At 60.7% G+C, this 19,100-nt stretch carries 17 protein-coding genes, 1 tRNA gene and 1 pseudogene; 9 read left to right on the top strand and 10 right to left on the bottom strand.

Translation table 11 applies throughout. The features are described from left to right. The first annotated feature begins 94 nt into the window (after window positions 1-94). From GFM02_RS06310 to eat, 7 genes are all read left to right on the top strand, one after another. The gene (locus tag GFM02_RS06310) at window positions 95-1,258 is read left to right on the top strand and encodes a M20 aminoacylase family protein (protein ID WP_168268345.1); all 1,164 of its coding nucleotides are present in this window, start codon (window positions 95-97) and stop codon (window positions 1,256-1,258) included. A gap of 54 nt (window positions 1,259-1,312) precedes the next feature. Beyond that, window positions 1,313-1,389, top strand: a tRNA-Arg gene (locus GFM02_RS06315). Window positions 1,390-1,568: 179 nt separating this feature from the next. Next, window positions 1,569-1,814 (top strand): BrnT family toxin, encoded by a 246-nt coding sequence (locus GFM02_RS06320; protein WP_168321163.1) that lies wholly within the window; start codon window positions 1,569-1,571, stop codon window positions 1,812-1,814. Continuing rightward, window positions 1,814-2,131 carry a BrnA antitoxin family protein gene (locus GFM02_RS06325; RefSeq protein ID WP_168321164.1) on the top strand — a complete coding sequence of 106 codons (318 nt, stop codon included), beginning with the start codon at window positions 1,814-1,816 and terminating at the stop codon, window positions 2,129-2,131. Before GFM02_RS06320 ends, GFM02_RS06325 begins: the two co-directional genes overlap by 1 nt. 493 nt (window positions 2,132-2,624) lie before the next feature. After that, window positions 2,625-4,073, top strand: a complete 1,449-nt coding sequence (locus GFM02_RS06330; protein ID WP_168321165.1) for an ethanolamine ammonia-lyase subunit EutB — start codon at window positions 2,625-2,627, stop codon at window positions 4,071-4,073. After that, on the top strand, window positions 4,070-4,816 hold the full coding sequence (gene eutC / locus GFM02_RS06335; protein ID WP_168321166.1) for an ethanolamine ammonia-lyase subunit EutC: 747 nt from the start codon (window positions 4,070-4,072) through the stop codon (window positions 4,814-4,816). Before GFM02_RS06330 ends, eutC begins: the two co-directional genes overlap by 4 nt. Window positions 4,817-4,847: 31 nt before the next feature. Beyond that, window positions 4,848-6,212 carry an ethanolamine permease gene (gene eat / locus GFM02_RS06340; protein ID WP_168321167.1) on the top strand — a complete coding sequence of 455 codons (1,365 nt, stop codon included), beginning with the start codon at window positions 4,848-4,850 and terminating at the stop codon, window positions 6,210-6,212. A gap of 155 nt (window positions 6,213-6,367) precedes the next feature. Here the strand turns inward: eat and GFM02_RS06345 are convergent, their stop codons facing one another. Next, on the bottom strand, window positions 6,368-6,886 hold the full coding sequence (locus GFM02_RS06345; RefSeq protein WP_168321168.1) for a DUF2937 family protein: 519 nt from the start codon (window positions 6,884-6,886) through the stop codon (window positions 6,368-6,370). A gap of 286 nt (window positions 6,887-7,172) precedes the next feature. On the opposite strand from GFM02_RS06345, the gene GFM02_RS06350 reads away from it, so the two are divergent. Then, on the top strand, window positions 7,173-7,325 hold the full coding sequence (locus tag GFM02_RS06350) for a hypothetical protein (protein WP_020051933.1): 153 nt from the start codon (window positions 7,173-7,175) through the stop codon (window positions 7,323-7,325). Between the two features lie 85 nt (window positions 7,326-7,410). Here GFM02_RS06350 and GFM02_RS06355 read toward each other — a convergent pair whose 3' ends face one another. After that, window positions 7,411-7,701 carry a BON domain-containing protein gene (locus GFM02_RS06355; protein ID WP_026265482.1) on the bottom strand — a complete coding sequence of 97 codons (291 nt, stop codon included), beginning with the start codon at window positions 7,699-7,701 and terminating at the stop codon, window positions 7,411-7,413. A gap of 62 nt (window positions 7,702-7,763) precedes the next feature. Beyond that, a pseudogene (locus GFM02_RS06360) lies at window positions 7,764-8,475 on the bottom strand (hypothetical protein). Between the two features lie 320 nt (window positions 8,476-8,795). Between GFM02_RS06360 and dxr the strand changes: the two are divergent. Continuing rightward, window positions 8,796-9,986: a 1-deoxy-D-xylulose-5-phosphate reductoisomerase gene (dxr, locus tag GFM02_RS06365; protein ID WP_168321170.1), complete on the top strand. Its 1,191-nt coding sequence runs from the start codon at window positions 8,796-8,798 to the stop codon at window positions 9,984-9,986. 54 nt (window positions 9,987-10,040) lie between these two features. On the opposite strand, the gene GFM02_RS06370 is transcribed toward dxr, so the two are convergent. From GFM02_RS06370 to hemA, 7 genes are all read right to left on the bottom strand, one after another. Beyond that, complete coding sequence (locus tag GFM02_RS06370) at window positions 10,041-11,114, bottom strand: ABC transporter ATP-binding protein (protein WP_205930201.1); 1,074 nt, start codon at window positions 11,112-11,114, stop codon at window positions 10,041-10,043. A 19-nt stretch (window positions 11,115-11,133) separates the two neighbouring features. Further along, a complete protein-coding gene (locus tag GFM02_RS06375; RefSeq protein WP_168321171.1) occupies window positions 11,134-13,056 on the bottom strand; it encodes a glycoside hydrolase family 127 protein in 1,923 nt (640 codons plus the stop codon). 20 nt (window positions 13,057-13,076) lie between these two features. Continuing rightward, window positions 13,077-13,940, bottom strand: a complete 864-nt coding sequence (locus tag GFM02_RS06380) for a carbohydrate ABC transporter permease (protein ID WP_072640387.1) — start codon at window positions 13,938-13,940, stop codon at window positions 13,077-13,079. Next, the gene (locus tag GFM02_RS06385) at window positions 13,937-14,854 is read right to left on the bottom strand and encodes a carbohydrate ABC transporter permease (protein WP_168321172.1); all 918 of its coding nucleotides are present in this window, start codon (window positions 14,852-14,854) and stop codon (window positions 13,937-13,939) included. Before GFM02_RS06385 ends, GFM02_RS06380 begins: the two co-directional genes overlap by 4 nt. A 75-nt stretch (window positions 14,855-14,929) precedes the next feature. Beyond that, window positions 14,930-16,168 (bottom strand): ABC transporter substrate-binding protein, encoded by a 1,239-nt coding sequence (locus tag GFM02_RS06390; RefSeq protein ID WP_130686853.1) that lies wholly within the window; start codon window positions 16,166-16,168, stop codon window positions 14,930-14,932. A 54-nt stretch (window positions 16,169-16,222) separates the two neighbouring features. Next, on the bottom strand, window positions 16,223-17,200 hold the full coding sequence (locus GFM02_RS06395) for a LacI family DNA-binding transcriptional regulator (protein ID WP_020665301.1): 978 nt from the start codon (window positions 17,198-17,200) through the stop codon (window positions 16,223-16,225). A gap of 360 nt (window positions 17,201-17,560) precedes the next feature. After that, on the bottom strand, window positions 17,561-18,775 hold the full coding sequence (hemA, locus tag GFM02_RS06400; RefSeq protein WP_168321173.1) for a 5-aminolevulinate synthase: 1,215 nt from the start codon (window positions 18,773-18,775) through the stop codon (window positions 17,561-17,563). Window positions 18,776-19,100 lie beyond the last annotated feature (325 nt).

The following is a 19,100-nucleotide window of genomic DNA, read 5'->3' on the forward strand; positions in this document are numbered from 1 at the left end:
ACATGGCAAAGGTCATTGACTAAGTAATTTCCACAGCCTCACACCCTTGTGATGCGATGAAAGATTGTCGAGATTTCATAACAGGAACGCCGATATGCCGATATTGAACAGAGCCGCGGAGTTGCAGGACGAGGTCGCCGAATGGCGCCGCCACATTCACGCCCGGCCAGAACTCCTCTTCGCGGTGGAAAATACGGCTGCCTTCGTCGCCGAAAAACTCAAGGAATTCGGTGTCGACGAGATCGTCACCGGCATCGGCCGCACCGGTGTCGTCGGCCTGATCAAGGGCAAGGGCGAAGGCCGTCGCACGGTCGGCCTGCGCGCCGACATGGACGCCCTGCCGCTCACCGAAATCACCGGCAAGCCCTGGGCTTCGAAGACGCCGGGCAAGATGCATGCCTGCGGCCATGACGGCCACACCGCCATGCTGCTCGGCGCTGCGAAATACCTGGCCGAGACCCGCAACTTCAACGGCAATGTCGCCGTCATCTTCCAGCCCGCAGAAGAAGGCGGCGGCGGCGGCAATCTGATGGTCAAGGACGGCATGATGGAGCGCTTCGATATCGAAGAGGTCTACGGCATGCACAATCTGCCGGGCCTGCCGGTCGGCCAGTTCGCCACCCGCAAGGGCGCCATCATGGCGGCGACCGACGAGTTCACCGTCACCGTTAAAGGCCGCGGCGGCCACGCCGCCCAGCCGCATAAGACGATCGACCCGATCGCCATCGGCGCCCAGATCATCGCCAATCTGCAGATGATCGCCTCGCGCAACGCCGATCCGCTGCGCTCGGTGGTCGTCTCGGTGACCAAGTTCAATGCCGGTTTCGCCCATAACGTCATTCCGAACGACGCGACCTTCGCCGGTACGGTCCGCACCCTCGACCCCGAGGTGCGCACGCTCGCCGAGACGCGGTTCCGGCAGATCATCGAGGGCCTGGTCGCGGCCCACGGCGCCGAGGCCGAAATCAGCTTCCACCGCAACTACCCCGTCACCGTCAACCACCCCGACGAGACCGAGCACGCGGTCGCCACCGCCAGCGCCATCGCCGGCGAAGGCAACGTCAACGCCGAGATCGATCCGATGATGGGCGGCGAGGATTTCTCCTACATGCTGAACGCCCGCCCCGGCGCCTTCATCTTCATCGGCAACGGCGACAGCGCCGGCCTCCACAACCCCGCCTACGACTTCAACGACGAAGCCATCGCCCACGGCATCTCCTATTGGGTCCGCCTCGCCGAACAACGCCTCGGCCTCTGACAACAATTAAGGCTTGGCTTCCCGCCAAGCCTTTTGTATGCATGGCACTCAAGTGGTCCCGTAGCTCAGCAGGATAGAGCACCAGATTCCTAATCTGGGGGTCGCGCGTTCGAATCGCGCCGGGATCACCATTAATTTCAATTTACATTTTAGGCTCGGACTTCCAACCCACATCGAGGCGTCACCGCTGCGGTCCGCGAGGACGGAGCGATCAACGGGTTCACTGCAACTCCCTGTTGCGATCTACGAGATCTTTTTCGTATCCACATTAATCATTGTCCACGGCATTGAATTATTGTAGATACATTTTATGAAGCTCGTATGGGATGAACCGAAGCGGATTGCCAATATTGAGAAACACGGCCTCGATTTTGCCGATCTGACTTTCGAGTTCTTCCTGTCTTCCGTTGTCGTTCCGGCCAAAGACGGGCGGTCCAAGGCCGTAGGCCGCCTCGCTGACGGAACGATGGTCGTGATCTTCGTAAATCTGGGCTCTGAGGCGCTTTCGATCATTTCGATGCGCCCCGCCCGCAAGGACGAAAGGAGCATGATCTGATGATTATCAAAGCTCGGAAAATGACCCAGTTCCAGCCTGGCCACGGCTACTCCAAAGAGGATTGGGATGCCGTATCCGACAATCCTCCTCTGTCCAAGGAAGAGATGGCAAGAGCCAAGCCCTTCAAGGAAGCATTTCCTGACGTTGCCAAGAAGATGGAGAAGGCCATTGCGGCCCGGGGTCGACCCAAGTTGGACAATCCGAAGCAATCCCTGAACATCCGCCTCGATGCCGATATCATCCAGTTCTACAAGGCTACCGGCAAAGGCTGGCAATCAAGGATGAACGATGCATTGCGAAAGGCGGCCGACTTATAGCGCCCTGGTTGAAGATCTTATAGCCGGTCTTCGCGAAACGCCCGAACTCTTTGGGCAAGAGAATTGGGCGATCAATTGGTTTCGTTCAACTGGCTAGTTTTTCAACATCGGCGTCGATCTACGGTCAGTTCACTCAAAATTGACGATCGCGTCTCAGCGCAGGCCGCCCTACCGAAAAAGGCCGTCGGCCAGAACCACTAGATCAACAACGGTCAACGAATATTTTCGCGATCAGTGTGCGCTCGACGCAAATGTGCGCATATCGGAGCATGCCGTCGCAAAGTGGATATGTCGCTCCGGCTGAAGATCCATCCCTGGCTGAAAATGCTCTCTGCGATGGGCGCGCCGCGTAGGCCGTCATGGTCCAGCCATGCGAGGTCCTTTGCACGGCTGCCCCGGCATCCCAACCTATAAAGAATGGCACGCTTCTTGCGTTGCTTGGCGTAGAGCCGAGCATACTCGGCGGAAGCCAACGAATGCTCACAACCGGAAGGTGGATGAGTTCTCGGACATTTGGAATAGGCCGGTCGACGGCCAGGAGCAGATGACAACATATTCGATCGTTCTAGGACGCGAACGCCATGTCTTTCAGGATCTGAAATCGGTATTGGCTTGCGCTTCGCCGCTGAAATCGGGTGACGTGCTGGCCGGGATCGCAGCGTCCAGCAACGAGCGGCGGGTGGCCGCCCGCTACCTGCTCGCGGATATGCCTCTCAAAACTTTCCTAGAAGACCTCGTCATTCCATATGAGACCGACGAGGTCAGTCGGCTGATCGTCGACCGCCATGATTGGATGGCATTCGCGCCGGTATCTCATATGACGGTCGGTGAGTTTCGCAATTGGCTTCTCTCTTATGACGCGACCTCCGAAAAACTGCTCGCCATCGCATCGGGCCTCACCCCCGAAATGGTCGCGGCGGTCTCCAAGATCATGCGCAACCATGATCTGATCACCGTCGCCGGCAAATGCAGGGTGGTCACCGCCTTTCGCTCCACGATCGGTCTGCCCGGCCGACTATCGAGCCGTCTTCAGCCCAATCATCCCACCGATGATCCTGAAGGCGTCGCCGGCTCGACGCTTGATGGACTTCTCTATGGGATCGGCGATGCGGTGATCGGCATCAACCCGGCGACCGACAATCTTGAGGCCTGCACAAGATTGATGGTTCTTTTCGACCGGCTGCGCCAGCGGTTCGAGATCCCGACCCAATCCTGCGTGTTGACCCATGTCACCACCTCGATCAAGGCAATGGAGGCCGGAGCGCCGCTCGATCTGGTGTTCCAGTCAATCGCTGGCTCGGAGGCTGCCAACAGGGGTTTCGGCGTCGATCTCGCCGTCCTCAGGGAAGGCCAGCAGGCAGCCCTTTCCATGAAGCGCGGCACGGTCGGAAACAATGTCATGTATCTGGAGACCGGTCAGGGCAGCGCGCTTTCGGCCGACGCCCATCACGGTGTCGACGAACAGACGATCGAGACGCGGGCCTATGCCGTTGCACGTGAACTCGATCCGCTGCTCGTCAATACGGTGGTCGGCTTCATTGGCCCCGAATATCTTTTCGACGCCAAGCAAATTATCCGCGCCGGGCTCGAAGATCACTTCTGCGGCAAACTGCTTGGCGTGCCGATGGGGGTCGACGTCTGCTACACCAACCACGCCGAAGCGGACCAGGACGATATGGACAATCTGATGGTATTGCTGACTGTCGCGGGCGTCAGTTTTCTCATCGCGGTGCCCGGCGCCGATGACGTCATGCTCAATTATCAGAGCCTTTCCTACCACGATATTGTCGGCCTCAGGCACCAGTTCAATCGCCCGCCCGCCCCAGAATTCGAAGCCTGGCTCCATCGTATGGGCATGCTTGACCACACGGGTCGTCTTGCACCGGCCAGCGCCTCGGGCGCTTTCTCTCGCAATCTCTTGAGCTACAGGGCATCGGCATGAGTTCCATCGAACGAGATCCATTTGCGCGATTCCGCAACGCCACACGCGCCCGGATTGGGCTTGGAAGAGCAGGCGACGCCTTGCCGACATCGGCAATTCTCGACTTCCAGCTTGCCCATGCCCGGGCGCGGGATGCCGTGCATGGGCAAGTGGATTTTGTCGCCCTTGCCAAGCAGCTTGCTCCCGTGCCGACGGTCCGGATTCGCTCTCGCGCCAAAGACCGCACGATCTATCTGGCGCGCCCGGATCTCGGCCGTCAGACCCATGCAGCCGATCTCCCGAGCCCAGGCAATCGTTATGATATCGCCTTCATCATTGCAGATGGGCTTTCAGCCTCGGCGGTCGAGCACCACGCCGTGCCGCTGTTCAAGGCTTGCATGAAGCGTCTCGGCGACTTCAGCGTCGCCCCGGTGATATTGGGCGAACAGGCGCGTGTGGCATTTGGTGATGAGGCAGCGGCGGCGTTTGGTGCGGAAGTTGCCATTGTGCTGATCGGCGAGAGGCCGGGGCTCAGCGTGCCTGACAGTCTCGGTGCCTACATCACGTTCCGCCCGCAATCGGGACGGCGCGACAGCGAGCGCAACTGCATTTCGAATATTCATGCCGACGGGCTCGGCTACGAGGTCGCAGCCGACAAGATTGTTTGGATCGTCCGGGAGGCGCTTCGCTTGCAGTTGACCGGTGTCGATCTCAAGGAAAACGCCGAAGGCGCCATAGAAGCGCTGCCACACCAAGAAGCATAAAAGTTCAATCTACAAGAAAAGGGGAACAATCATGTCAAATTCTCAACCGACGCTCGCCAAGAGCCTGACCGGGCTGCATTTATGGGGACTTGCCGTCGGCCTCGTCATCTCCGGCGAATATTTCGGCTGGAGCTATGGCTGGGCGGCCGCCGGCACACTCGGCTTCTTGATCACCACGATCCTGATCGCCGTGATGTACACCACCTTTATCTTTTCCTTCACGGAATTGACGACGGCCATTCCGCATGCCGGCGGCCCTTTTGCATATGCGCTCAGGGCTTTCGGCCCGCTCGGCGGCTTCGTTGCGGGCTTTGCGACATTGGTTGAATTCGTCTTCGCCCCTCCGGCCATCGCGCTGGCCATCGGCGCCTATCTCAATGTGCAGTTCCCGGGGCTCGATCCGAAAATGGCGGCTGTCGGCGCCTATATCATTTTCATGGCGCTCAATATCGTCGGAGTTACCATAGCGGCAACCTTCGAACTCCTTATCACCATTCTGGCGATCGCCGAATTGCTGATCTTTATGGGTGTCGTCGCTCCGGGCTTCTCTTTTGCCAATTTCGCGGCCAATGGCTGGGCCGGCGCCCCTGAATTCTCGGTCGGCGCCATTGGAGGCATCTTTGCCGCCATTCCATTTGCCATCTGGTTTTTCCTGGCGATCGAAGGCGCGGCGATGGCGGCTGAGGAGACCAAGAACCCCACCCGCACCGTTCCCATTGCCTATATTGCGGGTATTCTGACACTCGTCTTCCTCGCCTTCGGCACCATGATCTTCGCCGGTGGCGTCGGCGACTGGCGTGCGCTGTCCAACATCAACGATCCGCTGCCGCAGGCGATGAAGGCGGTCGTGGGAGAATCCTCCGGTTGGCTGCATATGCTGGTCTGGATCGGCCTGTTCGGCCTGATTGCTTCCTTTCACGGCATCATCATGGGCTATTCCAGGCAGATTTTTGCGCTGGGCCGCGCCGGCTACCTCCCGGAAGTCCTTGCAAAAGTCCATCCGAAATTCCGCACGCCTTATCTCGCAGTCCTTGCAGGTGGCGCCGTCGGCATCGCAGCCATCTTTTCCGACAGCCTGATCCAGATCGGCGGTTTGCCGCTGACCGCCAATATTGTCACCATGTCGGTGTTCGGCGCGATCATCATGTACATCGTCTCGATGGCGTCGCTGTTTAAACTGCGTCAGGCCGAACCTGAACTCGCCCGACCCTTCAGGGCCTGGGGTTATCCCGTGGTGCCAGCCATTGCCCTCGGACTCGCCCTCGTCGCGCTGGCGGCGATGATCTACTACAACTTCATGATCTTTGTGATCTTCCTCGCGATGGGCGTGGTGGCATTCGGCATTTGGCGTTTGCTTTCAGGTGGCATCATCAAGGAAGCGGCAGCGTCCACGTAACAAGGCTCTCTGGCCCGATCACCGGGAAGGCGACGCACGAACCGGTTCCGATTAATATCGACGACCCCCGCCACAGTGTGGCGGGGTCATTTCAGCACAAAGCTGACTGATATCATTACGTTCCGGGGCCAGTGCCACGTTCGCCACCGATTGGTTCACCGCACCTGACGATGGACGCGTCGTGTCCTCGTGACCCGCCGCGCCCCCAATCCCAGCAACGCCGCCACGGCCCAACCTCCGACAAAGCCGATCGAGCCCCAGACAAGACCCGCAAAGCTGACGGGGACGCCGGGCACGAAGTCGCGCCAGGTATTGGCGAAAACGACGTCATCGGCATTCCCCAGCAGTACAAAGGGCTTGGCGACGGGTGCTGCGGTGCCGAGGCGGAGCTGCTGCGACAGCAGCGTTTCGTAGCGCGTGATCGTGCTCTGCATCGAGACGCCACGGTCGCGCAGGAAATCGTCGGATGATTGGGCATAGGCGCTTAGCGCCTGCTGGCGATCGAGATGGTGCTCGGCGGCTTGGCGGTTGAAATCCTCGACGATGACGCGCAATTCGTCGATCGCGCCGCCGATCCGCTGGCGGTATTGCTGCGCAAATTCCGGCGCCTGCGAAAAAACCGTGCCGCCGGCAAGCCCGGCCACAATGGCGATGATCCTTGCAATCAGTCCCATGATCCCATCAGTCCCATTGGTGCCTCCGGCTTATCCCCCAGCGCTAACGATCCGGCGCGCCAAAGGTTTCTGCCGTCGACATAATCGGTAACCCTATGTGATTTAACCGGAAAAAATCCGCCGCCACGGCCACACGATCGTCAAGGAAACCGGATCTGCCGATAAGGCAAATCCATCAGGAAAAGCCCGGCAGATCGGCCGGGCTTTTCATCTGATCTCGCCCTGACTCGCCGATGAGGAACTTCGCCATATCAGCCGCGTTTATCGCGAAACAGGAGTATTCGCCATGCGTATCAAGATGACTCTTTTGGCAATCGCCTATGTCGCCGTCAGCGCCGTGCTGCTCGCCATCGCCTACCAGCCGCAGGGATCGGGCGCCGCGCAGAAAACGGATCGTCTGGCCGGCTCGTCCTTCCTCGTCGAACGCTTTGCCGGTTGATCAGCTAAGCGCCGGCTGATAGGCGACGACGTGGAAATAGTCCTCGTCCGGCAGGGTCTGGCCCTGGGAGCGGCCAGCCATCTCGTTAATGCGTACCATCGAGCGAGGATCCGCCGAGCAGAATCCGGTTCTGCACCGCATGCACACCCTCAACCGCCTTGGCGACCGCGGTTGCCCGTTCGATTTCGCCGACCGTGCCGACGGTGCCGCTCAACACGATCTGGTCGTTCTCCATCGTCACCTCGACATCGGAGGCATCGATGCCGCCGGCGATCGCCAAGGCATTGGCAACGGCCGCTTCGACCGATGCGCGATTGGCGATCTCTATTTCCATCTCGGGTTCGAGCCCGTGAAATGTCTGCTCCTTGAAAACCATGATCCGTTCCTCCGTGAAAACCTCGTAGGAAACGCTGATCGGCGGAGTTTGGTTCAGCACCACTACCACTGCACACGGTAGCGAAGATTGACGCTACCCGCCTCACCCCCTGAAAATGGATTGCTCACCGAAGCATCGAGATTGAGGTTCGGCAGAATGGTCTGGCTGACCCCAACCGTGCTCGAGAAGTCGCCGCTGGCATTGCTGACGCCTGTCCCAGCCGAAAGCGAGGTTCCAGTCCAGGGATGGATCAGCTTCAGCGCCTGCGATGCCGTCACCGAAGCCTGCCGGGCCTCGACCGCGTCATATTGCACGTTGATGGACCGGCTCGATTGCATGTCGAGCGAATCGGAGAGGATCCAGCTGCGTGAGCGGCTGAGGGTCAGCGCGCCGCTGCCGCGCAGCGTATCGACGCTGACGCTGGCACCCTGCTCTGACCGGCCTGCCGGGGTGACGTTCGTCCTGGTGATCCTGCCCCAAAGCATTGCCTGTTCGGAATCGGGCAGCAGCGCTCCGCCTTTGGTCGAGGCCAGCGCGATGTCGGCACCGGCGCTCGTTTCCCATTCCGCCGGCAGGCGGAAACCCACCGTCGCCTTGTAGGACCGGTCCGAAAGCTTGGCCGGCGACCAGATCAGCAGGTCGTCCGCCTTCGTTGCGGCTGTGAGCGAGGGTAGGATGGCGAAAAAGATGCATACTAATTTGAATGTCGTCATGAAGTTCAGAACGTTTTGACCTGTCACAGGGCTGCGGCGCGGAGTGGACGCAGCAGCGCATATGAAAGCGTTCGCGACGAACGCAATGAGGGATCAGGGCCAAGCCGCCCATCCCGGTTTCATCCTCGATTTAATGTGTGGCCCAAAAGGCCGGCGGCACCAAGTGCCTGTTCTTCGATGGACGCCACAGCGCCCCGACTTGCCCATGCGACCGTGACCGGCCGCGGCGGAAGCGATCCGCCGGCAATGTTATAAGGATCACATCCGGCGGCCGCTCTGTAAACCCCTCAAGGGTTGAAATCTGCTGCACCGCACACTTGCCGCCCCCTCCAAAGCCTAGTAGAGCCTGAGCTTACGAGAGAAATTTTCGCGAAATACCACATGATAACCGGCAAAAGCGCGCCGCGGCGCCTCAGCATCTTCGGTTCGACGGGTTCGATCGGCCAGAATACACTCAATGTCGTCGATCACCTGGGCGGACGGGAGAACTTCGAAATCTACGTGCTGACAGGCAACGGCAATGTCGAATTGCTGGCTCGGCAGGCGAAATTATTCGGCGCGCGGCTGGCAGTGACGGCAAATGACCGCCATTACGAATCACTGAAGAGCGAACTTTCCGGCACCGGCATCGCGGTCGCTTCGGGAAAGTCCGGGCTGATGGAAGCCGCCGACCGCGAAGCAGACTGGGTAATGGCGGCAATCGTCGGCACCGCGGGCCTGGCGCCAACCCTTGCCGCCGCACGCCGCGGCGCCGATATCGCCCTTGCCAACAAGGAATGCCTGGTATCGGCCGGCGATCTCTTCATCGCAGCGATCCGGGCGGGCGGCGGCAGACTGCTTCCGGTCGACAGCGAACACAACGCCATCTTCCAGGTGCTGGAAGAGAACCAGCGCCACGCCGTCGAGCGGGTCATCCTGACGGCGTCGGGTGGCCCCTTCCGCACCGCCTCGCTGCGTGACATGGCGGATGTGACGGTGGAAACCGCGCGCGCCCACCCGAACTGGTCGATGGGCTTGAAGATCTCGATCGACAGCGCCTCGATGTTCAACAAGGCGCTGGAGATGATCGAAGCCCGGCACCTTTTCGGCCTCAGACCCGAACAGATCGAGGTCATTTTCCATCCGCAATCGATCATCCACTCCATGGTCGGCTATTCCGATGGGTCGGTGCTGGCGCAGCTCGGCGCGCCGGATATGCGCACCGCCATCGGTTACGCCCTGTCCTTTCCGCGCCGGCCGAACCTGCCGGTCGAGCGGCTGGATTTCGCCAAGCTCGCCAGGCTGGATTTCGAGGCACCGGATGAGGTGCGGTTTCCGGCGCTACGGCTCGCGCGCCTGGCGATGACGCGCGGCGGTGTCCAGGGCGCGGTGCTGAACGGCGCCAAGGAAGTGGCGCTCGAAGCCTTCATCGAAGGGCGGCTCTCCTTCCTCGCCATGGCCGAGGTCACCGAAAGGGTCATGGACGATCTGGCCGGCCTGCCGCCGGCTGCCGCCATGGACGATGTCTTCGCCGCCGACAGGGAAGCCCGGCAAAGGGCGGCGGAGCTCATGACACTAGCGATCGCCGAGTGAAGTTCAGACGGCCGATCGCCGAGTGGTCGCCCGCTGTGATCCTGACCGTCGCGATTAGCGCAACCGGTTCCCGCCCTCGTCGAACAACCGGCAATCCGACGGTTCAAACAGCAGGCTCACCTGCTCGCCCGCCGCGATACTGATTGGTGACCGATGTTCGACGGTGAGTGACTGGCCATCGGCAAGCTGGCAATAGAGATATTGCGTTCCGCCGAGATACTCCGAAAAATCGACCCTCGCCGTCAGGCTGCCCGACAGGTCGGATGCCACTTTCAGATGCTCCGGCCGCAGACCGAGCGTCACCGCGGCACCAACCGGCCTGTCCGCGGGCGGCAGACCGCTTTCGATCTGCCGGCCGGCGACCTCGACCAGGCCGCCGTCACCCCAGCGGGCATTGAGCAGGTTCATCCGGGGCGAGCCGATGAAGCCCGCCACGAAGGTATTGGAGGGATTTTCGTAGATTTCCCGCGGCGTTCCGGCCTGTTCGACGCGGCCGTCGCGCAGCACGACGATCTTGTCGGCGAGCGTCATCGCCTCCGTCTGGTCGTGCGTGACATAGATCATCGTGTTGCCGAGTTCGCGGTGGAGGCGGGCGATCTCGATGCGCATCGAAACGCGCAGTTCCGCATCGAGATTGGACAGCGGCTCGTCGAACAGGAAGACGTCGGGCTTGCGCACGATCGCCCGGCCGATCGCCACACGCTGCCGCTGACCGCCGGAAAGCTGTCCCGGCCGCCGGTCGAGAAGATGGTCGATCTTCAGGATCGCGGACGCGGCCTTGACGCGCGTCTCTATCTCCGCAGCATTCGTGCGCGCCATCTTCAAGCCGAAGGCCAGGTTGTCGCGCACGCTCATATGCGGATAGAGCGCGTAGGACTGGAAGACCATGGCGATGCCGCGTTCGGATGGATCGAGATCGGTGACAACACGTCCCTTGATCTCGACCTCCCCGTCGGTCACGTCCTCCAGGCCGGCGATCATGCGCAGAAGCGTCGATTTCCCACAGCCGGAAGGGCCAACGAAGACGACGAATTCGCCCTCCGCGATCGTCAGGTCGATCCCGTGGACCACCTGCAGATTGCCATAGCTTTTTCGCACGTCCTGGAGCACGACGCTCTTGTTACCCATACCGTTCGTCATCCCCGACCTATCTGTCCGACTGGACCCAGACGAGCATCTCTCCGGGCGCGCGGTTGTCCCAGAGATGATAGGGCACGAAACGCGCGGTGGCGACCTGCCTTTCGGCCGGCGCCTTGCGGTAGAGCGCTGTTCCCCAGTTCGACGTTTCCTCACGCTCGACCTTGAGATCGAGGGCGACGGCATCATTGAGATCCTTCAGCACGACGGTCTCGGCTGTGGAGAGCTCACGGGGCAGGACGATGGCGTTGAGGTCTTCGCCATTGTCGGTGGTTTCCAGACAATAGACCAGTGGGCCGCGCATCAATGCGACGCGGCCGGCGTCCTGGCGCACCTTCGGGTTGGCATATTGCGGCCGAAGCGCCAGCGGCAGGTAGAGGGCGACACGATCGCCCGCGGCCCACTCACGATCGATCCTGGCATATCCGTCGTGCATATTGGCGTTGAGATCGAGCATCTCTCCATTAACGCTGAGGGTTGCGCCTTCAGCCCAGTCCGGAATGCGCAGCGACAGCGCAAACCGCGCCGGTTTTTCCAGCCTGGTCGTAAAGGCGACAGCACCGTCCCACGGATAGTTGGTGGTCTGCTCGAGTTCCACCTCGGCGCCGTTGGCAAGCTTCAGCCTTGCGGTGCTCTCGCCATAGAGGTGCACGGCGATCTCATTATCCGAAACGGCGTACATGTAGGAGCCGATCGAGGTCACCAGCCGGGCGATGTTGGGCGGGCAGCAGGGGCAATGGTGCCACTTCCACCGATGGTGCTTGCCGGCACTTTCGAGCGGATTGTCATAGAAGAACGTCTTGCCGTCGGTCGAAAGCCCCGGTAGCGCGCCGTTGTAAAGCGCCTGCTCCATGATGTCGGCATAGCGCCGGTCCGGACCGCGTCCGAGCATGCGGCTCGCCCAGAACACCAGCCCGACCGAGGCGCAGGTCTCCGCATAGGCGGTATCGTTCGGCAGATCGAAGTAATCGGTAAAGCCTTCGTTGGAGGCCGCCGGCCCGATGCCGCCGGTGATGTACATCTGCTTGGTCGTCAGATCGTCCCAGAGTGTTTCCAGCGCTGCCGTCAGGCTATCGTCCTTGTATTCGGTGGCGATGTCGGCCATGCCCGAATAGAGGTACATGGCGCGCACGGCGTGGCCGACGACCTTTGTCTGCGCGCGCACCGGCTGGTGCGCCTGCGCATATTCATAGGTCTTCTGGTGGTATTCGGAGACATCGCGGCCGTCGCGGCTTGCCTCGGCGGTGAAGAAATGCGGTTCGGTGCCACGCTCGTCGATGAAATATTTCGACAGGTCGAGATATTTCTTCTCATCCGTCACGCGGGCAAGCTTGACCAGCGCGAGCTCGACTTCCTCATGGCCGCAATAGCCTGATATCTGACCTTCGCCATGACCGAAAATCTTGATCATGTAATCGGCATAGCGGCACATGATGTCGAGCAGCTTGCGTTTGCCGGTCGCCTGATAATAGGCGACCGCGGCTTCCATCAGATGGCCGGCGCAATAGAGTTCGTGATGGTCGCGCAGGTTGGTCCAGCGGCGGTTCGGCTCGACGCGCTGGAACCAGGCGTTCAGATAGCCGTCCTCATCCTGCAGCTTCTCATACATGTCGATGATCTCGTCGGCGCGCGCCTCGAGCTTCGGGTTTGGCCGGCGATAGAGCGAATAGGCGATGGTCTCGATCGATTTGCCGAGGTCGGAATCCCAGAACATCTGCGTCGTGCCGCCCCATGGCTGAATGGGAATGACGACCCCGGGGCTCGGCTGGCCGACGTCGATCGCCTTGAGCATGCCGGCCTCGACGCAGCGGTCGAGCAGGGTCTCGGCAGTGGAATTGCAGACGGCATCCTGCCATTTGCCCCAGAATCCACCGAGCTCCACATCGGGAACGGCGACGGGACGAAACTGGCGGTCATTGCTTGGTTTGTTCATGGGTTCCGCTTTCTCTAAGATCATTTCACCGCGCCGGCCATCAGCCCGCGCATGTAGTAGCGTTGCAGGAGCAGGAAGACGATCAGGCAAGGGATCGTCATGACGACGACACCGGCCTGGACCGCTCCCCAATTGATGGCGCCGAGCCGTCCGGCGCGAACCGCCGTCATCAGCACCGGCAGGGTGTATTTCTCATTGCTGGAGAGCAGCACGAGTGCTGCGAGAAACTCGTTCCAGGCATTGAGGAAGGCAAAGATCGCGACCGTCGCGACACCGGGAAGCACCAACGGCAGAAGAACCCGGACCAAGAGCCTGAGGTCGCGCGCGCCGTCGATGCGCGCGGCCTCTTCGATCTCCTTCGGCACGGCATCGAAGGCGTTGCGCATCATGAACACCGAGAAGGGCAGTTGCAGCGTCACATAGACGAGCGTCAGCCCAAGCAGCGAATTGTTGAGGCCGAGCTTTGCAAGGATGATGAAGAGCGGCGTCAGGATCGATTGGAACGGGATCATCAGCGTCGCGATAATCAGCACGAAGAGCGCATTCTTCATCGGGAATCGATACCGCGAGAAGCCGTAGCCGGCGAGCAGGCTGACGGCGACGGTCAGCACCACGGTGGCGACCGAAACGAACAGCGAATTGATCATGTGCCGCCAGATGCCGGCGCCGAACGTGTCGAGCAGCGCGTAGGAATCGATGCTGACGCCTGAGGTCGGCCACGGCGGCAAGGGCGGCAGGCTGGCCTCCGTGCCATGCCGGAAGGACGACAACAGCGTGATCACGAAGGGGGCGAGAAAGAAGATCGAGATAGCAATGCCGGTCAGATGATAGGCCGACTTCGTCCGGATGGCCTTGCGTGCGCGGCGTTCCCTTGACGTGGTCATGGACGCTCCTCCCCGACGCGAAGCAGCCAGAGCTGCACGATGCTGATCGCCACCAGGATGGCGAGAAGCACGATCGAGAGTGCTGCGCCATAACCGAGATTGAACGACACGAAGGACTGATTGAAGATGTAGTAGACCACCGAGATCATTTTGTTCTGCGGACCGCCTGACGTCATGATGTAGAACTGGTCGAAGGCAAGGATCGAACCGGTGACGGAGACGATCAGCGCCAGAGCGATCGTCTTGCGCATCAGGGGCAGCGTCAGATGCCGGAAACGCTGCCAGCGGCCGGCGCCGTCGATGCGGGCGGCCTCCGTCAGCTCCGACGGAATAGCCTGAAGCCCGGTCAGGAGAATGATCATCGTGAACCCGGCGATCTTCCAGACGACCATCACCACGATCGTCAGAAAGGCGGTGTCGAAGGTCGCGAGAAGATTGGGGCTCTTTTCGACGAGGCCGAGCGCCTTCAAGGCCGGGCCGATGAAGCCGCTATCGACATTGGCGAGCCAGACCCAGAGCAGCGAGGCAGTGGCAAGGCCGACGACGACGGGCAGGAAGATGATCGTCCGGTAGGCGCCGACGAACTGCCGCTCCTTTTCGACGAAGATTGCCAGCGGAAAGGCGATTGCGAAGATCGCGATGGTGACGATCACGGTGTAATAGGCCGTGAAATTCAGCGCCGTCATGAAACGGGTATCGTTGACCATGCGGAAATAATTGTTGAAGCCGATCCAGCGCGAAGCCCCCATCAGCGGCCAGTTATGCAGGCTCATCCATCCGGTGAAGAGAACCGGCATGATGAAGAAGACGATGACCAGCGCCATGGCGGGCGCGATGTAGACGAAGCCGCGCCAGTTCGATCGGCGCCGTCGCCTGCGCCGAGGCAATAGAATTTCTGAACCGGAACCGGTCATCAAAACGCTCCGCATCTGTCGAGTGGGATTGGCCGGGAAGCTGCCACCGCTCCCCGGCCGCGGCCGAGGGAGAGTTTACTGGCCGCTATCGATGATCGATTGCATCTCCGATTGCGCACTCGAAAACGCGCCGTCGACGTCGTCGCCGAAGATCGCGGCGTTGGTGAAGCTGGCCCATGGCCCGTTGGCGCTGTTGATCAGGTCGTTGAACTGCAGCGTATAGGGGGTCTTGGCCACACCGATCGCCTTCAGTCCGACCTGCATGCGCGGATCGAGGCCCTCAAGCACCTTGTCGGCGATATCGCCGCGCGTCGGCAGGCTGCCATATTTCGCCATGATCTTCTGGCCGTCCATCGAATACACATATTCGAGGAACTCCTTCACCGCGTCGATCTTCTTCGTGCCCTTGGTGATGACGAAGTTGTCGCCGCCGGCAAAGGACGAAGGCTTCCCGTCAACGCCAGGAATGAGCGTTACGCCGAAGTTGATATCGGGATGCTCGGTCACCAGCGTGCCGATGGCAAAGGCGCCAAGGCTCTGCTGGCCGATCTTGCCGTTGGTGAAGGTCAGGAAGTTGGCGCCGTTGTCGCTGGCGGCTCCCGCCGGCACGAGGTCCTTCTTGACCATGTTGCGGTAGATATCGACGGCCTTGCGCATCTGCGGCGTATCGAGCGTCGCCGTCTTGCTGTCGGCCGACAGGATATCGGTGCCCGCACCCCAGACCAGTGGCGTGAACGTGAAGATCATGCAGCCGCCGCAGCCGCCGCCGGAGAAATAAAAGCCGTAGGTATCATCACCCAGCGCCCGGATCTTCTCGGCATTGGCGGTAATTTCGTCCCAATTCACCGGTGCCTTTTCCGGGTCGAGACCGGCCTTCTTGTAGAGATCCTTGTTCCAGGCAAAGACGGATGTTTCGACCGACAGCGGCAGGCCGTAAATCCGGTCCTGATAGGTGCCGAGGCGAACATGCGATGGCGAAAGCGAGTTGAAATAGGGCAGGGATTTTGCCCAGTCCGTCAGGTCTTCGAGCTGGCCGGCCGCAGCAAAGGCCGGGTTATAGATGAGATCCATCGACAGCGCGTCCGGCGCCTGTCCGCCGGCGATTGCCGTCGCATATTTCTGCACGAGCTCGGAGAACGGCACCTCGGTCATCACGACCTTGTTCTCGTGACCGGAATTATAGGCTTCGACGACCTTCTTGAAGGCGTCGCCGATCCCCGAGCGAACCCACATTTCGACATTTTCGGCAGCCGACGCGGCCGACACCAGACATAAGGTAGCGATACTGGTCGCCGCCAATAGACGCTTGATCATGACACTCCTCCCGATATGGCGCATCTCCTCGCGCCTTTGCTCATTCTCTTGTTCTCATCCCCGGGGGGCTTTACCCCCGCATGACTGCCGGACGATCAGCCGGCACGGCAATTTCCTCACTCCCGGCTCGACGGGCCGTCCTTCCGCAAGCGCAAGCACCGTCAAGCCCGCTTGCCGCCCGAGCTCCTTCAGTTCCATGTCCACCGTCGTCAGCGGCGGCCGCGTCTGGGCCGCGACAATCTCCCAATTGTCGAAGCCGATGACCGAGACGTCCTGCGGCACCTTGACGCCGCGCTCGCGCAACGCATCCACCGCGCCGCGGGCGATCTGGTCATTGCCGCAGAAGAGCGCATCCGGTTTTTCTCCCGACCGCTTCCAAAGCTGCTCGACCGCCTCATGCCCCCAGCTTTCCGACCAGACGCCGTAGAGCACCGGCTCGCGGTGACCGGCCACTTCGTGATAGGCGCCGGCACGCTCCCGCACCGAGAAGAAGTCCTCCGGCCCGGTGATGTGCGCAATCCGCCGCCGTCCGATCTTCACGAGCCATTCCACCGCCAGCCGCGCACCCTGTTCGTCGTCCGAACGGAAGGTGACACTGTTCTGCGTCCCCTCCGTGAATGCGTAGACGACAGGCACATGCAAATTCGACAGATCGACGGGCAGGCGCCGATCCAGGCGTTTTCCCGTCGCGATGATGCCGTCGACCTGTTTGTCCAGCATCGCATCGACATGGATCTGGGCGAGCGCCGGATCGTCTTCGATGGCGCACAGGAAGACCGAAACGCCGTGATCGACGAGAGCATCCGAGATACCCGCCATGACAGGCAGCGTGAACCGGCCGTAAGTATCGTTCGTCAGCAGCCCGATAGTGAAACTGCGCTTGCTGAGAAGCCCTCTCGCCAGCGCATTCGGCCGGTATCCGATCTCGGCGGCGATCCGTTTCACCCGTTCGCGCGTTTCCGACCCCATCCGGCCAGTATCGTTGAGAGCTTTCGACGCCGTCGAGATGCTCACCGCGGCAGCCGCCGCCACCTCGTGGATGGTGATCCTGCCTCTTTTTCCTCCCGATATGTTCAGAACGTCCTCCTTCTGAAGTGATCTGAGAAAAGCTTTTACCAATCTCCATGTCAAGTGAGAAAAGGTTTTCTCACGCGGCCGCAAGGCTCGCATCGGCAACACGGTTGCGGCAGGAGGCAAGTACAGGGAAAAGATCCATCCGCATCGGTCAGGCCGATTGCGACGTGTCATCGGTGCTAAGACCAAGCGCAGGGCGGATGATCCTGGACGAGCAAGGGAGGTTTGTTGCAGCGTTTTGCGGGAGCAAGACCGATCGCTGTCAGAGCCTCCGGTGGAGGCCCTGAACTACGGTTCGAACCGAGCGATCATCGAAAATCAGGCGACGTGCCTTGCGAGCGCGCAGCGCGACCAGAGCGAATGCAGCGCCTCGACCAGATGGGCGATATCGGCGTCGGAATGCAGCGGCGTCGGCGTAATGCGCAGGCGCTCGGTCTTCTTCGGCACGGTGGGATAGTTGATCGGCTGGACATAGACGCCGCAATTGTCGAGCAGCAGGTCGGAGATCCACTTGCACTTGGCCGCATCGCCGACCAGCACCGGCACGATATGGCTCGGATTGGGCATATGCGGAATGCCGCGCTGGTCGAGCAGTGCTCTCAGCTTGCGGACACGGTCCTGATGGCGGGCGCGCTCGAACTGGCTGACCTTCAGGTGCTGGATCGAGGCGACGGCGCCGGCGGCCAGTGCCGGCGGCAGCGCCGTGGTGAAGATGAAGCCGGAGGCAAACGAGCGGATGAAATCGCAAAGTGCTGCCGAGGCGGCGATATAGCCGCCCATCACCCCGAACGCCTTGCCGAGCGTGCCTTCGATCACGGTCAACCGGTCCATCAGCCCTTCACGCTCGGCGATACCGCCGCCGCGCGGGCCATACATGCCGACGCCATGCACTTCGTCGAGATAGGTCATCGCCCCATATTTGTCGGCGAGGTCGCAGATCGCCTTGATCGGGGCGATATCGCCATCCATCGAATAGACGCTCTCGAAGGCGATCAGCTTCGGCGCCTTCGGATCGGCGGCCTTGAGCTTGGCTTCGAGATCGGCCACGTCATTGTGCTTCCAGATCACCTTGTCGCACTTGGCATAACGGATGCCCTCGATCATCGAGGCATGGTTCAGCGCGTCGGAGAAGATGATCAGGCCGGGGATCTTGGCGCCGAGCGTGCCGAGTGCTGCCCAGTTGGAAACATAGCCAGACGTGAAGATCAGCGCTGCTTCCTTGCCGTGCAGATCGGCAAGCTCACGCTCGAGCATGACGTGATAGTGGTTGGTGCCAGAAATATTCCGGGTGCCTCCCGCACCCGCGCCACAGTGGTCGATGGCGTTCTTCATCGCCTCGATCACCTTCGGATGCTGGCCCATGCCGAGATAGTCGTTGGAGCACCAGACCGTGACTTCCTTTTGGCCATCCGCGGTGTAACGCGTCGCGCGCGGGAAATTGCCGCGGTGACGTTCGAGATCGGCAAAAACGCGGTAACGGCCCTCGCTATGAAGCCCGTCCAGCTCGTTTTTGAAAAACGCTTCGAAATCCATCATATGCTCCAGTATCACGCGACCGTTCTTGCTGACCGGACGTTCGCGCGTCAACCCTTGCCCTTTGCTTTAACATCAACTGCGGCAAAAGGCGCAGAGTTTTGAATGATTCCAGATAAAGAATATGCGAGCCGCGATCAACGAAATTGATGTGGCAAGCATAATGGAAATTCGCGAAACCGCGCAGCTGGCGACAACATCCTGTATCGAAAAAAATCAGGGCAGCAGTGGACAACCCTTTCTTCCGACATAGTTTTCGGGCTAGCCTAAAAAAAACAGAAGGGACGGTCCCCGCCCATTGAGGCGGCAACCCAGGAGAAAAAAG

Source organism: Rhizobium leguminosarum bv. viciae (assembly GCF_012276115.1).
Lineage (GTDB): Bacteria > Pseudomonadota > Alphaproteobacteria > Rhizobiales > Rhizobiaceae > Rhizobium > Rhizobium leguminosarum_T.